The sequence below is a fragment of the Microbacterium candidum genome (assembly GCF_030315975.1).
Lineage (GTDB): Bacteria > Actinomycetota > Actinomycetes > Actinomycetales > Microbacteriaceae > Microbacterium > Microbacterium candidum.
The window spans coordinates 472,238-487,114 of record NZ_JASXSZ010000004.1 but is presented as its reverse complement, the minus strand read 5'-3'; the positions used below and the strand labels follow the sequence as shown (position 1 = coordinate 487,114).

Annotated in this window: 17 protein-coding genes; 4 read left to right on the top strand and 13 right to left on the bottom strand. The window is 70.7% G+C overall.

Annotated elements, in window-relative coordinates; translation table 11 throughout:
• Nucleotides 1-26: 26 nt before the first annotated feature.
• Entirely contained in the window at nt 27-725 is a 699-nt protein-coding gene (locus QSV35_RS14550; RefSeq protein ID WP_286289504.1) for a response regulator, read from the bottom strand.
• A complete protein-coding gene (locus QSV35_RS14545) occupies nt 722-2,338 on the bottom strand; it encodes a sensor histidine kinase (RefSeq protein WP_286289503.1) in 1,617 nt (538 codons plus the stop codon). The genes QSV35_RS14550 and QSV35_RS14545 overlap by 4 nt, the downstream gene beginning before the upstream one ends.
• A gap of 184 nt (nt 2,339-2,522) precedes the next feature.
• Here QSV35_RS14545 and QSV35_RS14540 point away from each other — a divergent pair, with 184 nt between their 5' ends.
• Genes QSV35_RS14540 through QSV35_RS14530 form a run of 3 tightly spaced genes read left to right on the top strand, consistent with a single transcriptional unit; the run spans nt 2,523 to nt 5,472 of the window.
• Nucleotides 2,523-3,374 carry an ABC transporter ATP-binding protein gene (locus QSV35_RS14540; RefSeq protein WP_286289502.1) on the top strand — a complete coding sequence of 284 codons (852 nt, stop codon included), beginning with the start codon at nt 2,523-2,525 and terminating at the stop codon, nt 3,372-3,374.
• The gene (locus QSV35_RS14535; RefSeq protein ID WP_286289501.1) at nt 3,371-4,318 is read left to right on the top strand and encodes an ABC transporter permease; all 948 of its coding nucleotides are present in this window, start codon (nt 3,371-3,373) and stop codon (nt 4,316-4,318) included. The genes QSV35_RS14540 and QSV35_RS14535 overlap by 4 nt, the downstream gene beginning before the upstream one ends.
• A gap of 59 nt (nt 4,319-4,377) precedes the next feature.
• Nucleotides 4,378-5,472, top strand: a complete 1,095-nt coding sequence (locus QSV35_RS14530; RefSeq protein WP_286289500.1) for an ABC transporter substrate-binding protein — start codon at nt 4,378-4,380, stop codon at nt 5,470-5,472.
• A 155-nt stretch (nt 5,473-5,627) separates the two neighbouring features.
• Here the strand turns inward: QSV35_RS14530 and QSV35_RS14525 are convergent, their stop codons facing one another.
• The 4 genes from QSV35_RS14525 to infC form a co-directional block, all read right to left on the bottom strand.
• Nucleotides 5,628-6,428 carry a TrmH family RNA methyltransferase gene (locus QSV35_RS14525; protein WP_286289499.1) on the bottom strand — a complete coding sequence of 267 codons (801 nt, stop codon included), beginning with the start codon at nt 6,426-6,428 and terminating at the stop codon, nt 5,628-5,630.
• 75 nt (nt 6,429-6,503) lie between these two features.
• Entirely contained in the window at nt 6,504-6,884 is a 381-nt protein-coding gene (rplT, locus tag QSV35_RS14520; protein ID WP_286289498.1) for a 50S ribosomal protein L20, read from the bottom strand.
• Nucleotides 6,885-6,913: 29 nt separating this feature from the next.
• Nucleotides 6,914-7,108, bottom strand: a complete 195-nt coding sequence (gene rpmI / locus QSV35_RS14515; protein WP_172990219.1) for a 50S ribosomal protein L35 — start codon at nt 7,106-7,108, stop codon at nt 6,914-6,916.
• Nucleotides 7,109-7,202: 94 nt separating this feature from the next.
• A complete protein-coding gene (gene infC / locus QSV35_RS14510; protein WP_286289497.1) occupies nt 7,203-8,018 on the bottom strand; it encodes a translation initiation factor IF-3 in 816 nt (271 codons plus the stop codon).
• Nucleotides 8,019-8,106: 88 nt separating this feature from the next.
• Here infC and QSV35_RS14505 point away from each other — a divergent pair, with 88 nt between their 5' ends.
• Nucleotides 8,107-8,484 carry a DUF1844 domain-containing protein gene (locus tag QSV35_RS14505; protein WP_286289561.1) on the top strand — a complete coding sequence of 126 codons (378 nt, stop codon included), beginning with the start codon at nt 8,107-8,109 and terminating at the stop codon, nt 8,482-8,484.
• Here QSV35_RS14505 and QSV35_RS14500 read toward each other — a convergent pair.
• Genes QSV35_RS14500 through QSV35_RS14470 form a run of 7 tightly spaced genes read right to left on the bottom strand, consistent with a single transcriptional unit; the run spans nt 8,477 to nt 14,863 of the window.
• Complete coding sequence (locus QSV35_RS14500; RefSeq protein WP_286289496.1) at nt 8,477-9,856, bottom strand: pyridoxal phosphate-dependent decarboxylase family protein; 1,380 nt, start codon at nt 9,854-9,856, stop codon at nt 8,477-8,479. The two genes, QSV35_RS14505 and QSV35_RS14500, sit on opposite strands and share 8 nt — an antisense overlap.
• 38 nt (nt 9,857-9,894) lie before the next feature.
• Nucleotides 9,895-10,893, bottom strand: coding sequence for a class I SAM-dependent methyltransferase (locus tag QSV35_RS14495; RefSeq protein WP_286289495.1), 999 nt, complete (start codon nt 10,891-10,893; stop codon nt 9,895-9,897).
• Between the two features lie 47 nt (nt 10,894-10,940).
• Nucleotides 10,941-11,762 carry an SseB family protein gene (locus tag QSV35_RS14490; protein ID WP_286289494.1) on the bottom strand — a complete coding sequence of 274 codons (822 nt, stop codon included), beginning with the start codon at nt 11,760-11,762 and terminating at the stop codon, nt 10,941-10,943.
• Nucleotides 11,746-12,492: a bifunctional 1-(5-phosphoribosyl)-5-((5-phosphoribosylamino)methylideneamino)imidazole-4-carboxamide isomerase/phosphoribosylanthranilate isomerase PriA gene (gene priA, locus QSV35_RS14485; RefSeq protein ID WP_286289493.1), complete on the bottom strand. Its 747-nt coding sequence runs from the start codon at nt 12,490-12,492 to the stop codon at nt 11,746-11,748. Before priA ends, QSV35_RS14490 begins: the two co-directional genes overlap by 17 nt.
• Before the next feature lie 54 nt (nt 12,493-12,546).
• Nucleotides 12,547-13,182, bottom strand: coding sequence for an imidazole glycerol phosphate synthase subunit HisH (hisH, locus tag QSV35_RS14480; RefSeq protein WP_286289492.1), 636 nt, complete (start codon nt 13,180-13,182; stop codon nt 12,547-12,549).
• Nucleotides 13,179-13,784 carry an imidazoleglycerol-phosphate dehydratase HisB gene (gene hisB / locus QSV35_RS14475; protein WP_286289491.1) on the bottom strand — a complete coding sequence of 202 codons (606 nt, stop codon included), beginning with the start codon at nt 13,782-13,784 and terminating at the stop codon, nt 13,179-13,181. Before hisB ends, hisH begins: the two co-directional genes overlap by 4 nt.
• Nucleotides 13,781-14,863, bottom strand: a complete 1,083-nt coding sequence (locus tag QSV35_RS14470; protein ID WP_286289490.1) for a histidinol-phosphate transaminase — start codon at nt 14,861-14,863, stop codon at nt 13,781-13,783. The genes hisB and QSV35_RS14470 overlap by 4 nt, the downstream gene beginning before the upstream one ends.
• Nucleotides 14,864-14,877 lie beyond the last annotated feature (14 nt).

Sequence of the window (14,877 nt, the reverse complement as noted above, 5' to 3'; positions counted from 1 at the left end):
GGGTGTGGCATACCGCCCTGCGGCCCTCAGCGGCGGACGGAGTACCTGTGCTCCGGGCGCCCCGTCGAGCCGTAGCGCAGCTCGAGGCGCACGAGTCCGGACTGCTCGAGCTGGGCGAGGGCGCGCTGCGCGGTGGCGCGGCTGATGCCCGCCTGCGTGGCGACGTCGGTCGCCGACACTCCCCCGGCGCCGGCCACGACGTCGTAGACGAGCCGCAGCGTCGGGGCGAGGCGGGAGGTGTCGACGGATGCGGCGGCCGCGGGCGGCGGGCCGGGAGCCGGCCGCATGAGGCCGAAGATGCGGTCGACGTCGGCTTGGGTCGCTTCCTCCGGGATCTGCCGCATGCGCGTATGCGCCTCACGGAATGCGACGAGGCGCTCGGCGAGATCCGTGAACCCGAAGGGCTTCACGAGGTAGTGGACGGCGCCGAGCTGGACCGCGGTGCGGAGGGATGCCGCATCCCGCGCCGCGGACACCACGATGACGGCGGGCGCCTGAGGCCCTGCGAGCAGGGTGCGCGTGACGTCGAGCCCGTCGCCGTCGGGCAGATAGATGTCCATCAGCACGAGGTCGGGCGACAGCCGCGCCGACTCGGCGATCGCCTCGGCCGCGGTGTGGGCCTCGCCCACGACCCGGAACCCGGAGACGCGCTCGACGAACCCGGCGTGCACGCGGGCCACGTGGTAGTCGTCGTCGACGACGAGGACGGAGATGTCGTCGGTCACGGCGCCTCGCCTCCTCCGGCCGTCGTTGCGGCTGCGGCGCCGTCGCGCGGGATGACGACGCGGAACACGGCGCCCTCCTCGTTCGTGACCGTCACCGTCCCGCCCACCTTCGAGACCGCGTCGTGCACGAGCGCGAGTCCCAAACCCGAGTGCCGCACGAGGGATCCGCGCTTGGTCGTGTAGCCGTCGTGGAAGATGTGGGCGATCTCACCGGGCGGGACTCCCGGACCGTTGTCCGAGACCGTGACGACGATCTCCTCGGGCGACTCGATGGCCGAGACCGTGACCCGCCTGGGCGCCGGCGCACCGGTGAGCGCGTCGAACGCGTTGTCGACGAGGTTGCCGATCACTGTGGTGAGCACACGCAGCCGGTCGGGCGCCTCGCCGATGGCCGTGTCTGGGTCGATCACGAGCTCGATGCCGCGTTCGCTCGCCTCCGCGGACTTGCCCAGCAGCAGCCCGACGATATGGGGCGAGCGGATGCGCGTGCGCAGCGTCTGGTCGAGGTCCGCCGACAGCCCGCGCAGCTCCGTCAGGTACTGCAGCGCCTCGTCGGGTCGGTCGAGCTCGAGGAGCCCGGCGAGCGCATGCATCCGGTTGGAGAACTCGTGCTGCTGCGCCCGCAGCGAGTCGGTGAGGCTGCGCGCCCCGTCGAGCTCGCGGGTCAGGCCCTCGATATCGGTCCGGTCGCGGAGGGTGACGACCACGCCGTGGGATGCGCCGGAGAGGATCACCGGCATCCGGTTCACCACGAGCCAGCGGTCGTCCGTCAGCACGATCTCGTCCTTGCCGCTCGTGGGGTCGGTCAGGGCGTCGCGCAGTGGACCTTCCGGGATGACGTCCTCCAGCCGCCGGCCGGTCACCGGAGGCACGTGGAGCAGCCGCTGCGCCTCGTCGTTGATGACGCTGATGCGACCGTCCGGGCCGATGCCGACGACGCCCTCGCGGATGCCGTGCAGCGTCGCCTCGCGCTCCTGCAGGAGCTGCGCGATCTCATCGAGTTCGAGACCGAACGTGCGTCGCTTCATGCGGCGCGCGAGGAGCCACGCGGCGATGGCCCCCACCCCGAGCGCGAGCGCGAACCACACACCGTACTGCGGCAGGCGGGCGATCAGCTCGCTCGAGACCGAGCTCTCCTGCAGCCCCACCGACACCTCGCCGACGATCGTGCCGTCCGGGCCGCGCAGAGGCACCCGGGCATTGGCGGTGACGCCGGTCGCGCCGTTGTCGACGCCGAGGTGGACCTGCCCGTCTGCGGCGACGAGCGGCTCCTCGATCTTCTGCCCGATGAGCGCAGGGTCCGGATGCGTGTGGCGCACGCGGTTGCGGTCGATGAGCACGACGTATGACGCGCCCGTCTGCCGCATCACCTCGTTCGCGGCATCCTGCAGGGAGGTGTCGCACGCGGTCGTGTTGTCCGCCATGCAGGCGCGCACATCGGGCATCGCGGCGACGGTCTGACCGATCGCCGCGACTCGGCGCTGGAATTCGCCGTCGATCTGCGCTCGAGCCGTCGTCGCGAACAGCCCGAAGCCGATCGCCATCGATGCCGTGAGGATCGCCAGCTGCGCCAAGAAGATCTGGGTCGAGATCTTCCGCATGCGTCGCTGCACGTCTCGATTGTGAGCGCACCCGCCGCATCCCACAACTCGCGCACGCCGCGACCGGTGAGCAGAACGCGCAGAACCCCGCGGAAACGCGCACAACGCACTCATGGCGCACAAGCGAGACACGACGGGTGCCGGCGCCGCACGATGAGTGAGCTCAACAGCACAACGGACAGAGAGGTCTGAAGAAATGGGCGACGCACTCAGCGCAGATGCGCCACCGGCTCCCGCCGCGGACACCTCGGCGCGCATCGAGATCATGGAACTGACGAAGCGGTTCCTCACCCCCACCGGCGAGCCGTTCACCGCCATCAAAGACGTCAGCCTGACGGTCGAGGCAGGCCAGTTCTGCGCCATCGTCGGTCCGACCGGCTGCGGCAAGTCGACGACGCTCGGCCAGGTCTCCGGCCTCGACAAGCCGAGCGCGGGTGCCGTGCTCGTCGGCGGGCAGACCGTCGAGGGCATCACGTCCGGGGTCAGCTACATGTTCCAGGCGGACTCGCTCTTCCCTTGGAAGACCGTGCTCGCGAATGTCATGGTCGGCCCCGTCCTGACCGGGACGCCGAAGCGACAGGCGATCAGCCTCGCCCGCGACTGGCTCCGCCGGGTCGGGCTCAACGGCTTCGAGGACCGCTACCCCCACCAGCTCTCCGGCGGCATGCGCAAGCGCGTCGCGATGGCGGCGGCACTCATCAACAACCCCCGCATCCTCCTCATGGACGAGCCCTTCGGCGCACTGGATGTGCAGACGAAGGCCATCATGCAGACCGAGCTCCTGCAGCTGTGGGAGCAGCTGCGGCCCTCGGTGCTGTTCATCACGCACGACCTCGACGAGGCCGTGGCCCTGTCGGACCGCGTCGCGGTCATGACCTCCAGCCCCGGCTCCATCAAGGACGTCTTCGACATCGACCTGCCGCGTCCGCGCGGCAACGTCCAGGATCTGCGCCACGAGCCGCGCTTCATCGAGCTGCAGAGCCAGATCTGGGAATCGCTGCGCGACGAGGTCACCCGCGCCTACACCCGAACGGCGGTTGCAGCATGAGCAGCTCCATCTCGACACCCCCCAGGACCGACGTCACCGGTCACGCGGGCTACGCGGCAGACGATCCGCGGAACTTCTACCGCCCGGAGTCCGAGGCCGAACTGCGTGCGAAGGGCGCAAAGCAGCGCGCGCGCCGCGTCGCCTGGGTCTGGGCCGGCCGGGTCCTCCTGTTCGGCATCATCTTCGGCGGCTGGCAGATCCTCGCCACGACGAAGCTCCCCGGCGCGAAGGACGCGATCGTCGATCCGTTCTTCTACGGCAAGCCGAGCGGGATCTGGGACAGCTTCGTGAAGCTGTTCACCCAGGGCACCGCGTTCGGGTCGATCTGGGAGAACCTGTGGGTCACCATCCAGGAGGCCCTCGGCGGATTCGTGCTCGGCACCATCCTCGGCATGATCGCCGGCATCCTGCTCGGCAGCAGCTCGTACCTCGCCGCCGTGGCCGGCCCCTACATCAAGGTCGCGAACGCCATCCCGCGCATCGTGCTCGGCGCGATCTTCATCGTCGCGCTCGGGCTCGGCATGCCGAGCAAGATCGTGCTCGCTGCGGTGCTGGTCTTCTTCGCCGTGTTCTTCAACGCCTTCCAAGGTGTGCGCGAGGTCAACCCCGACCTCATCTCGAACGTCCGGGTGCTCGGCGCCTCGCCGATGCAGGTCGCCCGGCATGTGACGATCCCGTCGGCCATGACGTGGATCATCGCGAGCCTGCACACCGCCTTCGGCTTCGCGATCATCGGCGCACTCGTCGGCGAGGTCCTCGGCGCGACGAGCGGCATCGGCCTCATCATCAGCCAGGCGATGGGCAACTTCGACCCGAACACGGTCTGGGCCTGCATGATCCTCATCGCCGCATTCACCCTCGTCTGCGAGTACCTCATCACGCTGCTCGAAGGCCGGCTCCTGCGCTGGCGTCCGCCGCAGCGGTCCGAGGCCGCAGCCATCTGAACCACCCCCACCCCACCAAGGAAATGCCGAGTGTCCTCGGCACATCGAAAGGAAGACTCATGAACAAGCGCGTTCTGAGCATCGTCGCGGCCGGAGCACTGGCGCTCGGCCTCGCCGGCTGCGCCAGCAGCGGCGGCTCGACGGCAGGCAGCACATCGGGAGGCGGCAGCGCCGCCATGCCGAAGGTGTCCATCATGGTCGGCGGCATCGACAAGCAGATCTACCTGCCGTACCAGCTCGCCCAGAGCCTCGGCTTCTACAAGAAGTACGGCGTCGACGTCACGCTCTCCACGGAGCAGAACGGCGGCGTGGGCGCCGAGGATGCGATGGCGTCCGGCCAGGTCGACTTCGCCGGCGCGTGGTACATCCACACGTTCGACTTCCAGAGCAAGGGCAAGGACGTCATCAACGTCGTGCAGCTCTCGGGTGCCCCCGGCGAGCGCGTGATGTGCAGCCCGAAGGCGAACGTGACGTCGGGCGCCGATTTCAAGGGCAAGAACATGGGCGTCACCGACCTCGGCAGCGGCACCGACGAGCTCACGCAGTTCATCGCTCACCAGGCCGGCGTCGCGCACACCGACTACAAGACCGTTGCGGTCGGCGCCGGCACCACCGCGATCGCCGCGATCAAGCAGGGCACCGCGGACTGCGTCATGACCACGCAGCCCACCGTCGGCGCGCTGACCAGCCAGGGCCTCGCCACCTCGGCGATCGACCTCGCCACCACCGCGGGCGCTCAGCAGGCGCTCGGCGGGGCGTGGCCTGCTGCCGGCCTCCTCGGCCGCGCAGACTGGGTCGCGGCGCACAAGGACGCCACGCAGAAGGTCGTGACGGCACTCGTCGCGACGATGCACTGGATCAACACCCACTCGGCCGCCGACATCGCCAACGCACTGCCGCAGCAGTTCGTCTCCAACGCGACGATCACGAAGGACCAGTACGTCGCGGGTCTGACCACGGACAAGGGCCAGTTCCTCCCGGACGGCATCATGCCCGCCGGTGGCCCGACGACGATCGCTGCGATGGAGAAGGCGCTCGGCACCGACATCTCGAGTGTCAAGATCGCCAACACGTTCACGCAGGACTACGCCAACGCCGCCAACAAGCAGCTCGGCACGCAGATCACCACCACCCCCGCGGGTGCGAACGGCTGATTCCGCCGGAGCCTGACCCCAACAGGCTCGGGGGCCGCACGTCTTCGGACGTGCGGCCCTTTCGCGCGCCCGCGACTCGTGCCGCTGCGCGACTCGTGCGCTGCGCGCGGCGGAGGTCAGAGCGGAGGTCGCCCGGCTAACAGCGGGATGCCGCGTCAGGAGCGCTGTGCGAACGCTGATTCGTAGAGGCAGACGCTCGCAGCGGTCGCGAGGTTGAGCGACTCGGCACGGCCGAAGATCGGCAGCCGGAGAGCGGTGTCCGCGATCGCGAGCGCCTCGTCGGTCAGCCCGCGCGCCTCGTTCCCGAACAGCCACGCGGTCGGCTCGGCGAGAAGGCCCTCGGCACGTGCGGCGAGGAGGTCGTCGCCCTTCACATCGGCGGCGACGACGCGCAGCCCCGCGGCGCGCGCGCGGTTCGCGACATCCTGGAGCTCGCCGCCCACCGTGATCGGCAGGTGGAAGAGCGATCCCGTCGTCGAGCGGACGACCTTCGGGTTGTACGGGTCGACGGTGCGCCCCGTGAGCACGACGGCATCGGCGCCCGCGGCATCCGCCGCCCTGATGATGGTGCCGAGGTTGCCCGGGTCGCGGACCTCCTCGCAGATCGCGATCAGCCGAGGCGACTCGGCGAAGACGTCGCGGATGGATGCCGGGAACTGACGGGCGACCGCGACGACGCCCTGCGGGGTCACCGTGTCGGCCATCGCGTCGAGGACCGCTTCGGTCGCGTATACGACCTCGCAGCCGGCCTCACCCGCGGTCGCGCGCAGATCCGGATGCCGCTCCATCGCCGACGGCGTCGCGAACAGGTCGACGATCGCCTCCGGCCGGCAGGCGAGCGCCTCGCGGACGGCCTGCGGTCCCTCCAGCAGGAACATCCCGGTCTCGTCGCGCGCGCTGCGCTTGGTCAGCTTGGCGACGGCGCGCACACGGGGCGACCGGGGATTCTCCAGCACGAGGTCAGTCTACGCATGACGAAGGGGCGTCTCCCCGCGGATGAACCGCAGGGAGACGCCCCTTCGAGGAAGGACTTACGCCTTGGGAGCGTTGACGTCCGCGGGCAGCGCCTTCTTGGCGACGTCGACGAGCGAGGCGAACGCCTTCGGCTCGTTGACGGCCAGCTCGGCGAGCATGCGACGGTCGACCTGCACACCGGCGAGACCCAGGCCCTGGATCAGACGGTTGTACGTGAGGCCGTTCTGGCGGCTCGCGGCGTTGATGCGCTGGATCCACAGGCGGCGGAAGTCGCCCTTGCGCTTGCGACGGTCGCGGTACGCGTAGACGAGCGAGTGGGTGACCTGCTCCTTCGCCTTGCGGTACAGACGCGAACGCTGACCACGGTAACCCGAGGCGCGCTCGAGGATGACGCGGCGCTTCTTGTGGGCGTTGACGGCCCGCTTGACTCTAGCCATTTCGTTTCGTTCCTAACCTTGCGGGCCGCTCAGCGACCGAGAAGCTTCTTGGCGACCTTCGCGTCGCCCGGGGCGAGCACCTGGTCCTGCGACAGACGGCGCGTGCGCTTCGTGGGCTTGCCCTCGAAGTTGTGGCGGAGGTTCGCCTGCTGCTTCATGATCTTTCCGCTGCCGGTGACCTTGAAGCGCTTCTTGGCGCCGGAGTGCGTCTTCTGCTTCGGCATTGTCGTTCCTTCGGTGGTGGGCCCCAGAGGGGCTTACTTGTGTATCCCGCCGAGCGGGAGTCTCAACCCGCGGATGCGGGAGTCTTGGGGAGTCCTACTCCGCCGCCGCCTCGGCGGCTGCGGCCTCGGGGGCCTCTGCGGATGCGGACTCGGGTGCGGCCCCGCTTCGCGCCTGGCGTGCCGCCTCTTTGTTGGCGGCGCGCGCGGCGTTCTGCTCGGTCTTCACCTCGGACTTGTTCTTGTGCGGCGCGATCACCATGACCATGTTGCGGCCGTCGATCGTCGGGTTGGACTCGACGGTGCCGAACTCCGCGACGTCCTCCGCGAACTTGCGGAGGAGGCGGACGCCCTGCTCGGGACGCGACTGCTCGCGGCCTCGGAACAGGATCATGGCCTTGACCTTGTCGCCGGACTGGAGGAAGCCCTCGGCGCGCTTGAGCTTGGTCGTGTAATCGTGGGCCTCGATCTTCAGGCGGAACCGGACCTCCTTGAGGACGGTGTTCGCCTGATTGCGACGCGCTTCCTTGGCCTTCTGCGCGGCCTCGTACTTGAACTTCCCGTAATCCATGATCTTGACCACGGGAGGCTTCGAGTTGGGGGCCACCTCGACGAGATCGAGGTCGGCCTCCTGGGCCAGGCGCAGCGCCACCTCGATGCGGACGACGCCGACCTGCTCACCCGCGGGTCCGACGAGGCGGACCTCGGGGACGCGGATGCGGTCGTTGGTGCGGGGATCGCTGATGCGGAACTCCTCTTTCGTGCGGGGGACGAGGCCACCACGGCACGGGAAGCGCCGCGGGCGGAAGAAGGATGCATTCCACCCGGGACGGTGCGCTCTGGCACCGGCTCCTGCACCCTGACTACCCCCGTGAAGGGGCGGAGTGCGTGACCCGGTAGCCTGGAACGGCATGCGCGGGTGGGATGTGGATCCTCTTTCGTCTCGGAGCAGAACGCTCCGGAGCCCGCAACAGTCTAGCAGAGAGTATGACGTGGAAACTATTCAGGGTCAGGACGACGATCGGCAGGCTCGGTGGGAGGAGCAGGAGCGGGTCGCCGCATCCGCTTCCCGCGACATCGCGGACGTCCCCGCCGTCGAGGTCATCACGACGACGGCCGTGCACCTCATGAGCGCCGCCGCGGTCAAGGTCGGCCTCGCCGACGACCCCGAACACCAGACCGACCTCGATGAAGCGCGCAAGCTCATCAACGCCCTGGCCGGGCTCATCACCGCCGGCGCGCCCGAGATCAGCGACATGCACGCACGGTCTCTCCGCGACGGCCTGCGGTCCGTGCAGCTCGCGTTCCGCGAAGCCTCGCCCGTCCCCGACCCGATCGGCAAGGGCCCCGGCGAGAAGTGGACCGGCCCCGTCACCTGACGGTCGCGAGCGCACGGGATGCGGCGGCCAGCGTCCGCGCCACCTCATGGTCGTCGGTCGCCCAGTTGCTGACCGAGAAGCGGAGCACAGAACGCCCACGCCACCGCGACGACGACGCGTAGGCGTCTCCCGCGGTGCGCAGAGCCTCGGCCCACGCGTCCGTGCGCTCGTCGGTGTCGAGCGCCGCGCACACCTGCGTGAACACGACGTCGTTCAGCACCTCGACGCCGGGAAGCTGCGCGAGCCCGATCGCGAGCCGCGAGGCGCTGCCGGCCAGCCGGTCGACGAGCGCGATCGTCCCCGAGCGCCCCATCGACCGCAGAGCGGCCCAGGTGGGCACGCCTCGCGCCCGACGCGACAGCTCGGGAACGCGATCGTGCGGGTCTGCGTGATCGACGCTCGCCGCCGTCTGCAGATAGGCCGCCGTCATCCCCATCGACGCGCGGAGCGCCCTCGCGTCCGCGACGATCGCGATTCCGCAGTCGTAGGGGACGCTCAGCGTCTTGTGCGCATCCGTCGTCCAGGAGTCGGCATCCGCGAGTCCCTCGGTGAGATGGCGAGTGCGTGGGGATGCCGCGGCCCACAGCCCGAACGCGCCGTCGATGTGCACCCACGCACCTTCCCGGTGCGCGATCGCGATCGCCTCGGCGAGCGGATCGATCGCGCCGGAGTGGAGGTTGCCCGCCTGCAGCACGACGATCGCCGGCCCCATGCCGTCCGCGAGCGCGCCCGCCAGAGCGGCCGGGACGATGCGCCCCTGATCGTCGGCCTCGACGACGCGCGGTGCGCCGAGACCGGCCATCCGCGCGGCGTGGTCGACGGTGTCGTGCCGCTCCGCGCCCACGACGAGGCGGACGCGGGGCGCGCCCGCGAGGCCGTCGTGCGCCGCATCCCAGCCCGCCTGCCGCAGCACCGCGTCGCGCGCCGTGACGAGGCACGTGAAGTTCGCCATCGTCGCGCCCGTCACGAAGCCGACGTCGGAGGTCGGCGGCAGCCCGAGGAGATCGAGGATCCACTCCCCCGCGAGCTCCTCCGCCGCCACGACACCGGGCGTCACCGCGCGGATCGCCGTGTTCTGATCCCACGTCGACACCAGCCAGTCGGCACCGAGGGCCGCGGGCTGCGCTCCCCCGATGACCCAGCCGTAGAAGCGCGGACTCCCCATCGCCATCACGCCCGGTTCCGCCGCGTCGGCGAGCCGCAGCACGACCGCGTCCGCATCCTCGCCCTCGTCGGGCAGCGTGCGCCCCAGCGCGTCCTTGACGGTCTCCGCGTCCGCCCGCGGTGCGATCGGGCGATCCTCGAGCCCGTCCAGCCACGCACGCGCGCGGAGGTGCGCCGCCGCGAGAGCCGCCTCGTGCCGATCCGCCATCCCCGCCCCCTCGCGATCCGATGTCTCTGCGACGTGCGTCAGCGCCGCGCCAGGAAGACCCGGAAGCCGGTCGGCGAGTCGACGGCGCTGACGGATCCGAAGCCGGCATCCGCGAGCGCCGACGTGACCCACTCGAGGCCCAGCGACGGCACCGAGCCGTCGCCGCCGGAGGCCAGGTTGTCCTGCATGCAGTAGACGAGGTCGATCGCGTAGGTCAGGACGGCGAACGGATCGGCGAGGTCGTCATCGAGGTCGCCGGTCATCGCCGTCTCCGCGATGAGGAAGACGCCGTCGTCGTCCAGCGCCGCGGCGACCGAGCGCGCCACGGCGGCCGGGTCCCCCATGTGATGCAGGCTGTCGAGACACGTGACGAGCGCGAACGGGCCATGGGCGCCGAGATGGTCCGCCGTCTGCCGGAGGAGCGTGACGTTCGGCGTGTCCGCCCGATCCGGGGCGCCCGGATCGAGGCCGAGCACGGTGCTGCGGGGAAAGGCCCGCGCCATCAGGACGGCGGCATCGCCGTTGCCGCAGGCGATGTCGGCGATCGCGGCGCCGGGCACGAGCCGCGCCCGCAGGGCGGGGTCGCCGGCGATCCACTCCTCGACGAGCGCCCCGGCATAGGCGGGCTCGTTGATCCCGCCGGCCGCGGTCGCGACCTCCGCGTACACGGCACCCTCGACACCTGCGCCCGTGCGCATCGCATCGGGGATGCGGCGGACCGGCTCCGCCGACAGGGCCATCACGAACTCGAGGATCGCCGCCATGTCCACCGGCAGTCCGCCGTCGAGGACGGCGCGCGTCTGCGGCTCGAGCGCGAACGCGCCGTCATCGTGCCGGGCGTGGCCCGCCGCGGTCATGGCGCGGAGCCACTGCGCGGTGTTGCGCTCGTCGAGCCCCGCGCGCGCAGCGATCTCCCCCGCTGTACCGCCTCCGTCCGCCAGCGCGGAGAGCGCGCCCGATCGGGCGCCGATCGCGACCACCTGCACGGCGAACATGCCGGAGAGGTGCTGGAGCAGCAGCGGAACGCCGTCGGGCATGGGCCCGACTATAGACCCGCCCGCCGACAAGCGCAGGGTCCCCGGGGTCACTCCCCGCGGCGGAGCTTCACTGTGAGGGAGTCGACGAGCACGGCGATGCGGTCATCGGCCGCCCATCGCCGGGCGAGGCGCGCCAGCACGGCGTCGAGCTCGTCCTTCTCGAGACCGGCGATGAGCTGCAGCACCACGACGAGCTCGGGCCCCCGCAGGCGACCGGTGGGATCCCCGGGCGCCACGGCGAGGTCGATCACGGCGAGCTCACCGGCGATGCTCCGCTGCAGCCCTTCGTAGACCTCCGGCGACCGGAAAGCCGGCTCCCATGCCAGCCCCTGCCCGATCGCCCACACGGCCGGACGCCGGAGCACGAACTCGGTGTCCGAGCCGGGATCGACGACGATCAGGTCGGTCTCGTCGCCGGCCGCGGCGAGCGCGGTGCGCACGCCTGCGGCGGGAATCGGCCGGGCCGAGGCATCCCATCGCCCCATCGCCTGCACCGATGTGAAGACCGGGAGGATGCGGCGCCCGTCGGGCGACGCAACCGTGACGATCGAGAGCTCCTGCGTCTTGTCGACCGGCAGACCGTTCACGCCGATGCCCTCGTCGCCCTTCTCGGCGACGAGCGGGATCAGCAGCCGCGCGGTGCGATACGCCTCGACGACGGCGACCTCGTCGCCTTCACCCGCACGGAACGCCTCGAGCGCGGCGAGCAGCGCCGGGTCGGCCGATCCGTCGTCGGCCGCGTGCGGATTCGCCTCGAACGAGCGCCCCGCCCACGGCTGACCCGCAGAGTCCGCGCGGTTCGCGTCATCGTGACCGTGCGGGCCGTGGTGGTCATGCCCGTGGTCGCGGGGATCAGTGTCCGGCGACATCCAGCGCCTCGGGCAGCGTGAAGGCGCCCGCGTAGAGCGCCTTGCCGACGATCGCGCCCTCGACCCCGAGCGGAACGAGGTCGCGCAGCGCCGCGATGTCGTCGAGGCTCGAGATGCCGCCGGAGGCGACGACGGGCTTGTCCGTGCGGCCGGCGAGCTCGCGGAGGAGTTCGAGGTTCGGGCCCTGGAGCGTGCCGTCCTTCGTGACGTCCGTGACGACATAGCGGGCGCACCCGGCGTCCTCGAGGCGTGCGAGCACCTCCCACAGGTCGCCGCCCTCGCGCGTCCAGCCGCGAGCGGCGAGAGTCGTCCCGCGCACGTCGAGGCCGACGGCGATCGCCTCGCCGTAGCGGTTGATGGCGTCCGCGGCCCATTCCGGGTTCTCGAGCGCCGCGGTGCCGAGGTTGACGCGCGTCGCGCCCGCGTCCAGCGCCGCATCCAGCGACGCGTCGTCGCGGATGCCGCCGGACAGCTCGATCTGGACACCGCGCACCTGGTGGATGACACGGCGCAGGATGGCCGCGTTGCTGCCGCGGCCGAAGGCTGCGTCGAGGTCGACGAGGTGGATCCACTCGGCGCCCTGCTCCGCCCACGCGCGCGCGGCGTCGACCGGGTCGCCGTAGCTGGTCTCGCTGCCCGCCTCGCCCTGGGTCAGACGCACGGCCTTGCCGTCCGCGACGTCGACGGCGGGCAGGAGCACGAGGCGGGGGGTGTCGGAGAACAGGGTCATTGACTCTCTCGGTTTCGGCTTTCGGAGGATGCGGCGGCCCGTGACCGCGCGCGTTCAGAGGGTGGCGATCCAGTTGGACAGCAGACGGATGCCGGCGTCCCCGGATTTCTCCGGGTGGAACTGCGTGGCCGACAGCGGTCCGTTCTCGACCGCCGCGAGGAACGGCGTGCCGTAGTCGCACCACGTCAGGACCGGCTCCGGGAAGGGAGCCGTCGTCTCGAGGTGCCACTGCTGCGCGCCGAAGGAGTGCACGAAGTAGAAGCGCTCGTCCTCGATGCCCGCGAACAGGCGCGAGCCGGCTCCTGCGCGCACCGTGTCCCAGCCCATGTGCGGCAGGACCGGTGCATCGAGCTCCGTGACCACGCCCGGCCATTCGCCGAGGCCCTCGGTGTCGTCGCCGCGCTCGACGCCGCGATCGAAGAGGACCTGCATGCCCACGCAGATGCCGAGCACAGAACGGCCGCCCGCGAGCCGGCGGTCGATGAGTTCGTCGGCGCGGATAGCGCGCAGCGCGTCCATCACGGCGCGGAACGCGCCGACGCCGGGCACCACGAGGCCGTCGGCTTCCTGGATGAGCGCGCGGTCGGCGGTCAGACGGGCATCGGCCCCGGCGGCGTCCAGCGCCTTCACGGCGGAGTGCACGTTGCCGCTGCCGTAGTCGAGGACGGCGACGAGCGGTCGCTCGCTCACAGGGCGCCCTTCGTGCTGGGGATGCCGGTCACCAGGGGGTCGAGCGCCTTCGCCTGGCGGAACGCACGGGCCAGCGCCTTGTACTCGGCCTCGGCGATGTGGTGCGGATCGCGGCCCCCGAGCACCCGGACGTGCATCGTGAGCCCGCCGTGGAACGCGATCGCCTCGAACGAGTGGCGCACCAGAGAGCCGGTGAAGTGGCCGCCGATCAGGTGGTACTCGAAGCCCGCGGGCTCGCCCTCGTGGACGAGGAACGGGCGCCCGCTGATGTCGACCACGGCCTGCGCGAGCGCCTCGTCGAGCGGGACGAGCGCGTCGCCGTAGCGGGAGATGCCCGCCTTGTCGCCGAGCGCCTGCCGGATGGCGTCGCCGAGCACGATGGAGACGTCCTCCACCGTGTGGTGCGCGTCGATGTCGGTGTCGCCGGACGCACGGACGGTGAGGTCGGTCAGCGAGTGCTTCGCGAACGCCGTCAGCATGTGGTCGAAGAACGGCACGGTCGTGTCGATCCGGCTCGTCCCGGTGCCGTCGAGGTTCAGCTCGAGCTCGACGGAGGACTCGCTCGTCGCACGGCGGAGCGAAGCAGTGCGCGGGGAGATCATGAGGCCGATCCTACCGAGGCGAGCGCGTCGAGGAACGCGGTGGTCTCCTCCTCCGTGCCGGCAGTCACCCGGAGGCTGTGCGGGATCCCGATGTCGCGGATCAGGACGCCGTGGTCGTACAGCTCCTGCCACGTCCCGGCCGGGTCGTCGACGTCGCCGAACAGGACGAAGTTCGTCCACGACTCGTACGCCGTATAGCCGAGCGCCTCCACCGTCGCCGAGATCCGGTCGCGCTGAGCGACGATCTCGCCGACCGCGCGCATCATGATGGGCGCGTGCCTCAGGGCCGCACTCGCCGCCGCCTGGGTCAGTGCGCTCAGGTGGTACGGCAGGCGCACGAGACGCAGTGCGTCGATCACATCCGGTGCAGCGGCGAGATACCCGACGCGGGCGCCCGCGAAGGCGAAGGCCTTGCTCATGGTGCGCGAGACGACGAGGCGCTCACGGTCGGGGAGCAAGGTCAGCGCGGATCGTTCGTCCCTCGGGGCGAACTCCCAGTACGCCTCGTCGACGATCACGATGCCGTCCGTCGCGTCGTAGACGGCTTCGACGACGTTGAGCGGCAGCGGCGTGCCCGTCGGGTTGTTCGGGGAACACAGGAAGACGACATCCGGAGCCGCTTCGGCGACCTGCTCGGCGGCCGACTCCGGCGTGATCGTATAGTCGTGACCGCGCTCGCCGGCGACCCACGTCGCTCCGGTGCCGCGCGTCAGCAGCGGGTACATCGAGTACGTCGGGCTGAATCCGAAAGCCGAACGTCCGGGACCCGCGAACGCCTGCAGCACGTGCTGCAGCACTTCGTTCGATCCGTTCGCCGCCCAGATCTGGTCGCGCGTCAGCCCGTGCCCGAGATAGTCGGCGAAGCCCTCGCGCAGAGCGGTGAACTCCCGGTCGGGGTACCGGTTGATGTCATGCAGCGACTTCGCGATCGAGTCGAGGATGTCGTCCGCGACCTCTTGCGGGACGGGATGCGTGTTCTCATTGACGTTGAGGGCGACCGGGAGCGGAACCTGCGGCGCGCCGTACGGCTTCATGCCACGCAGATCGTCCCGGATGGGCAAGTCATCGAGAGGGCTCACCCCGATATCGTACG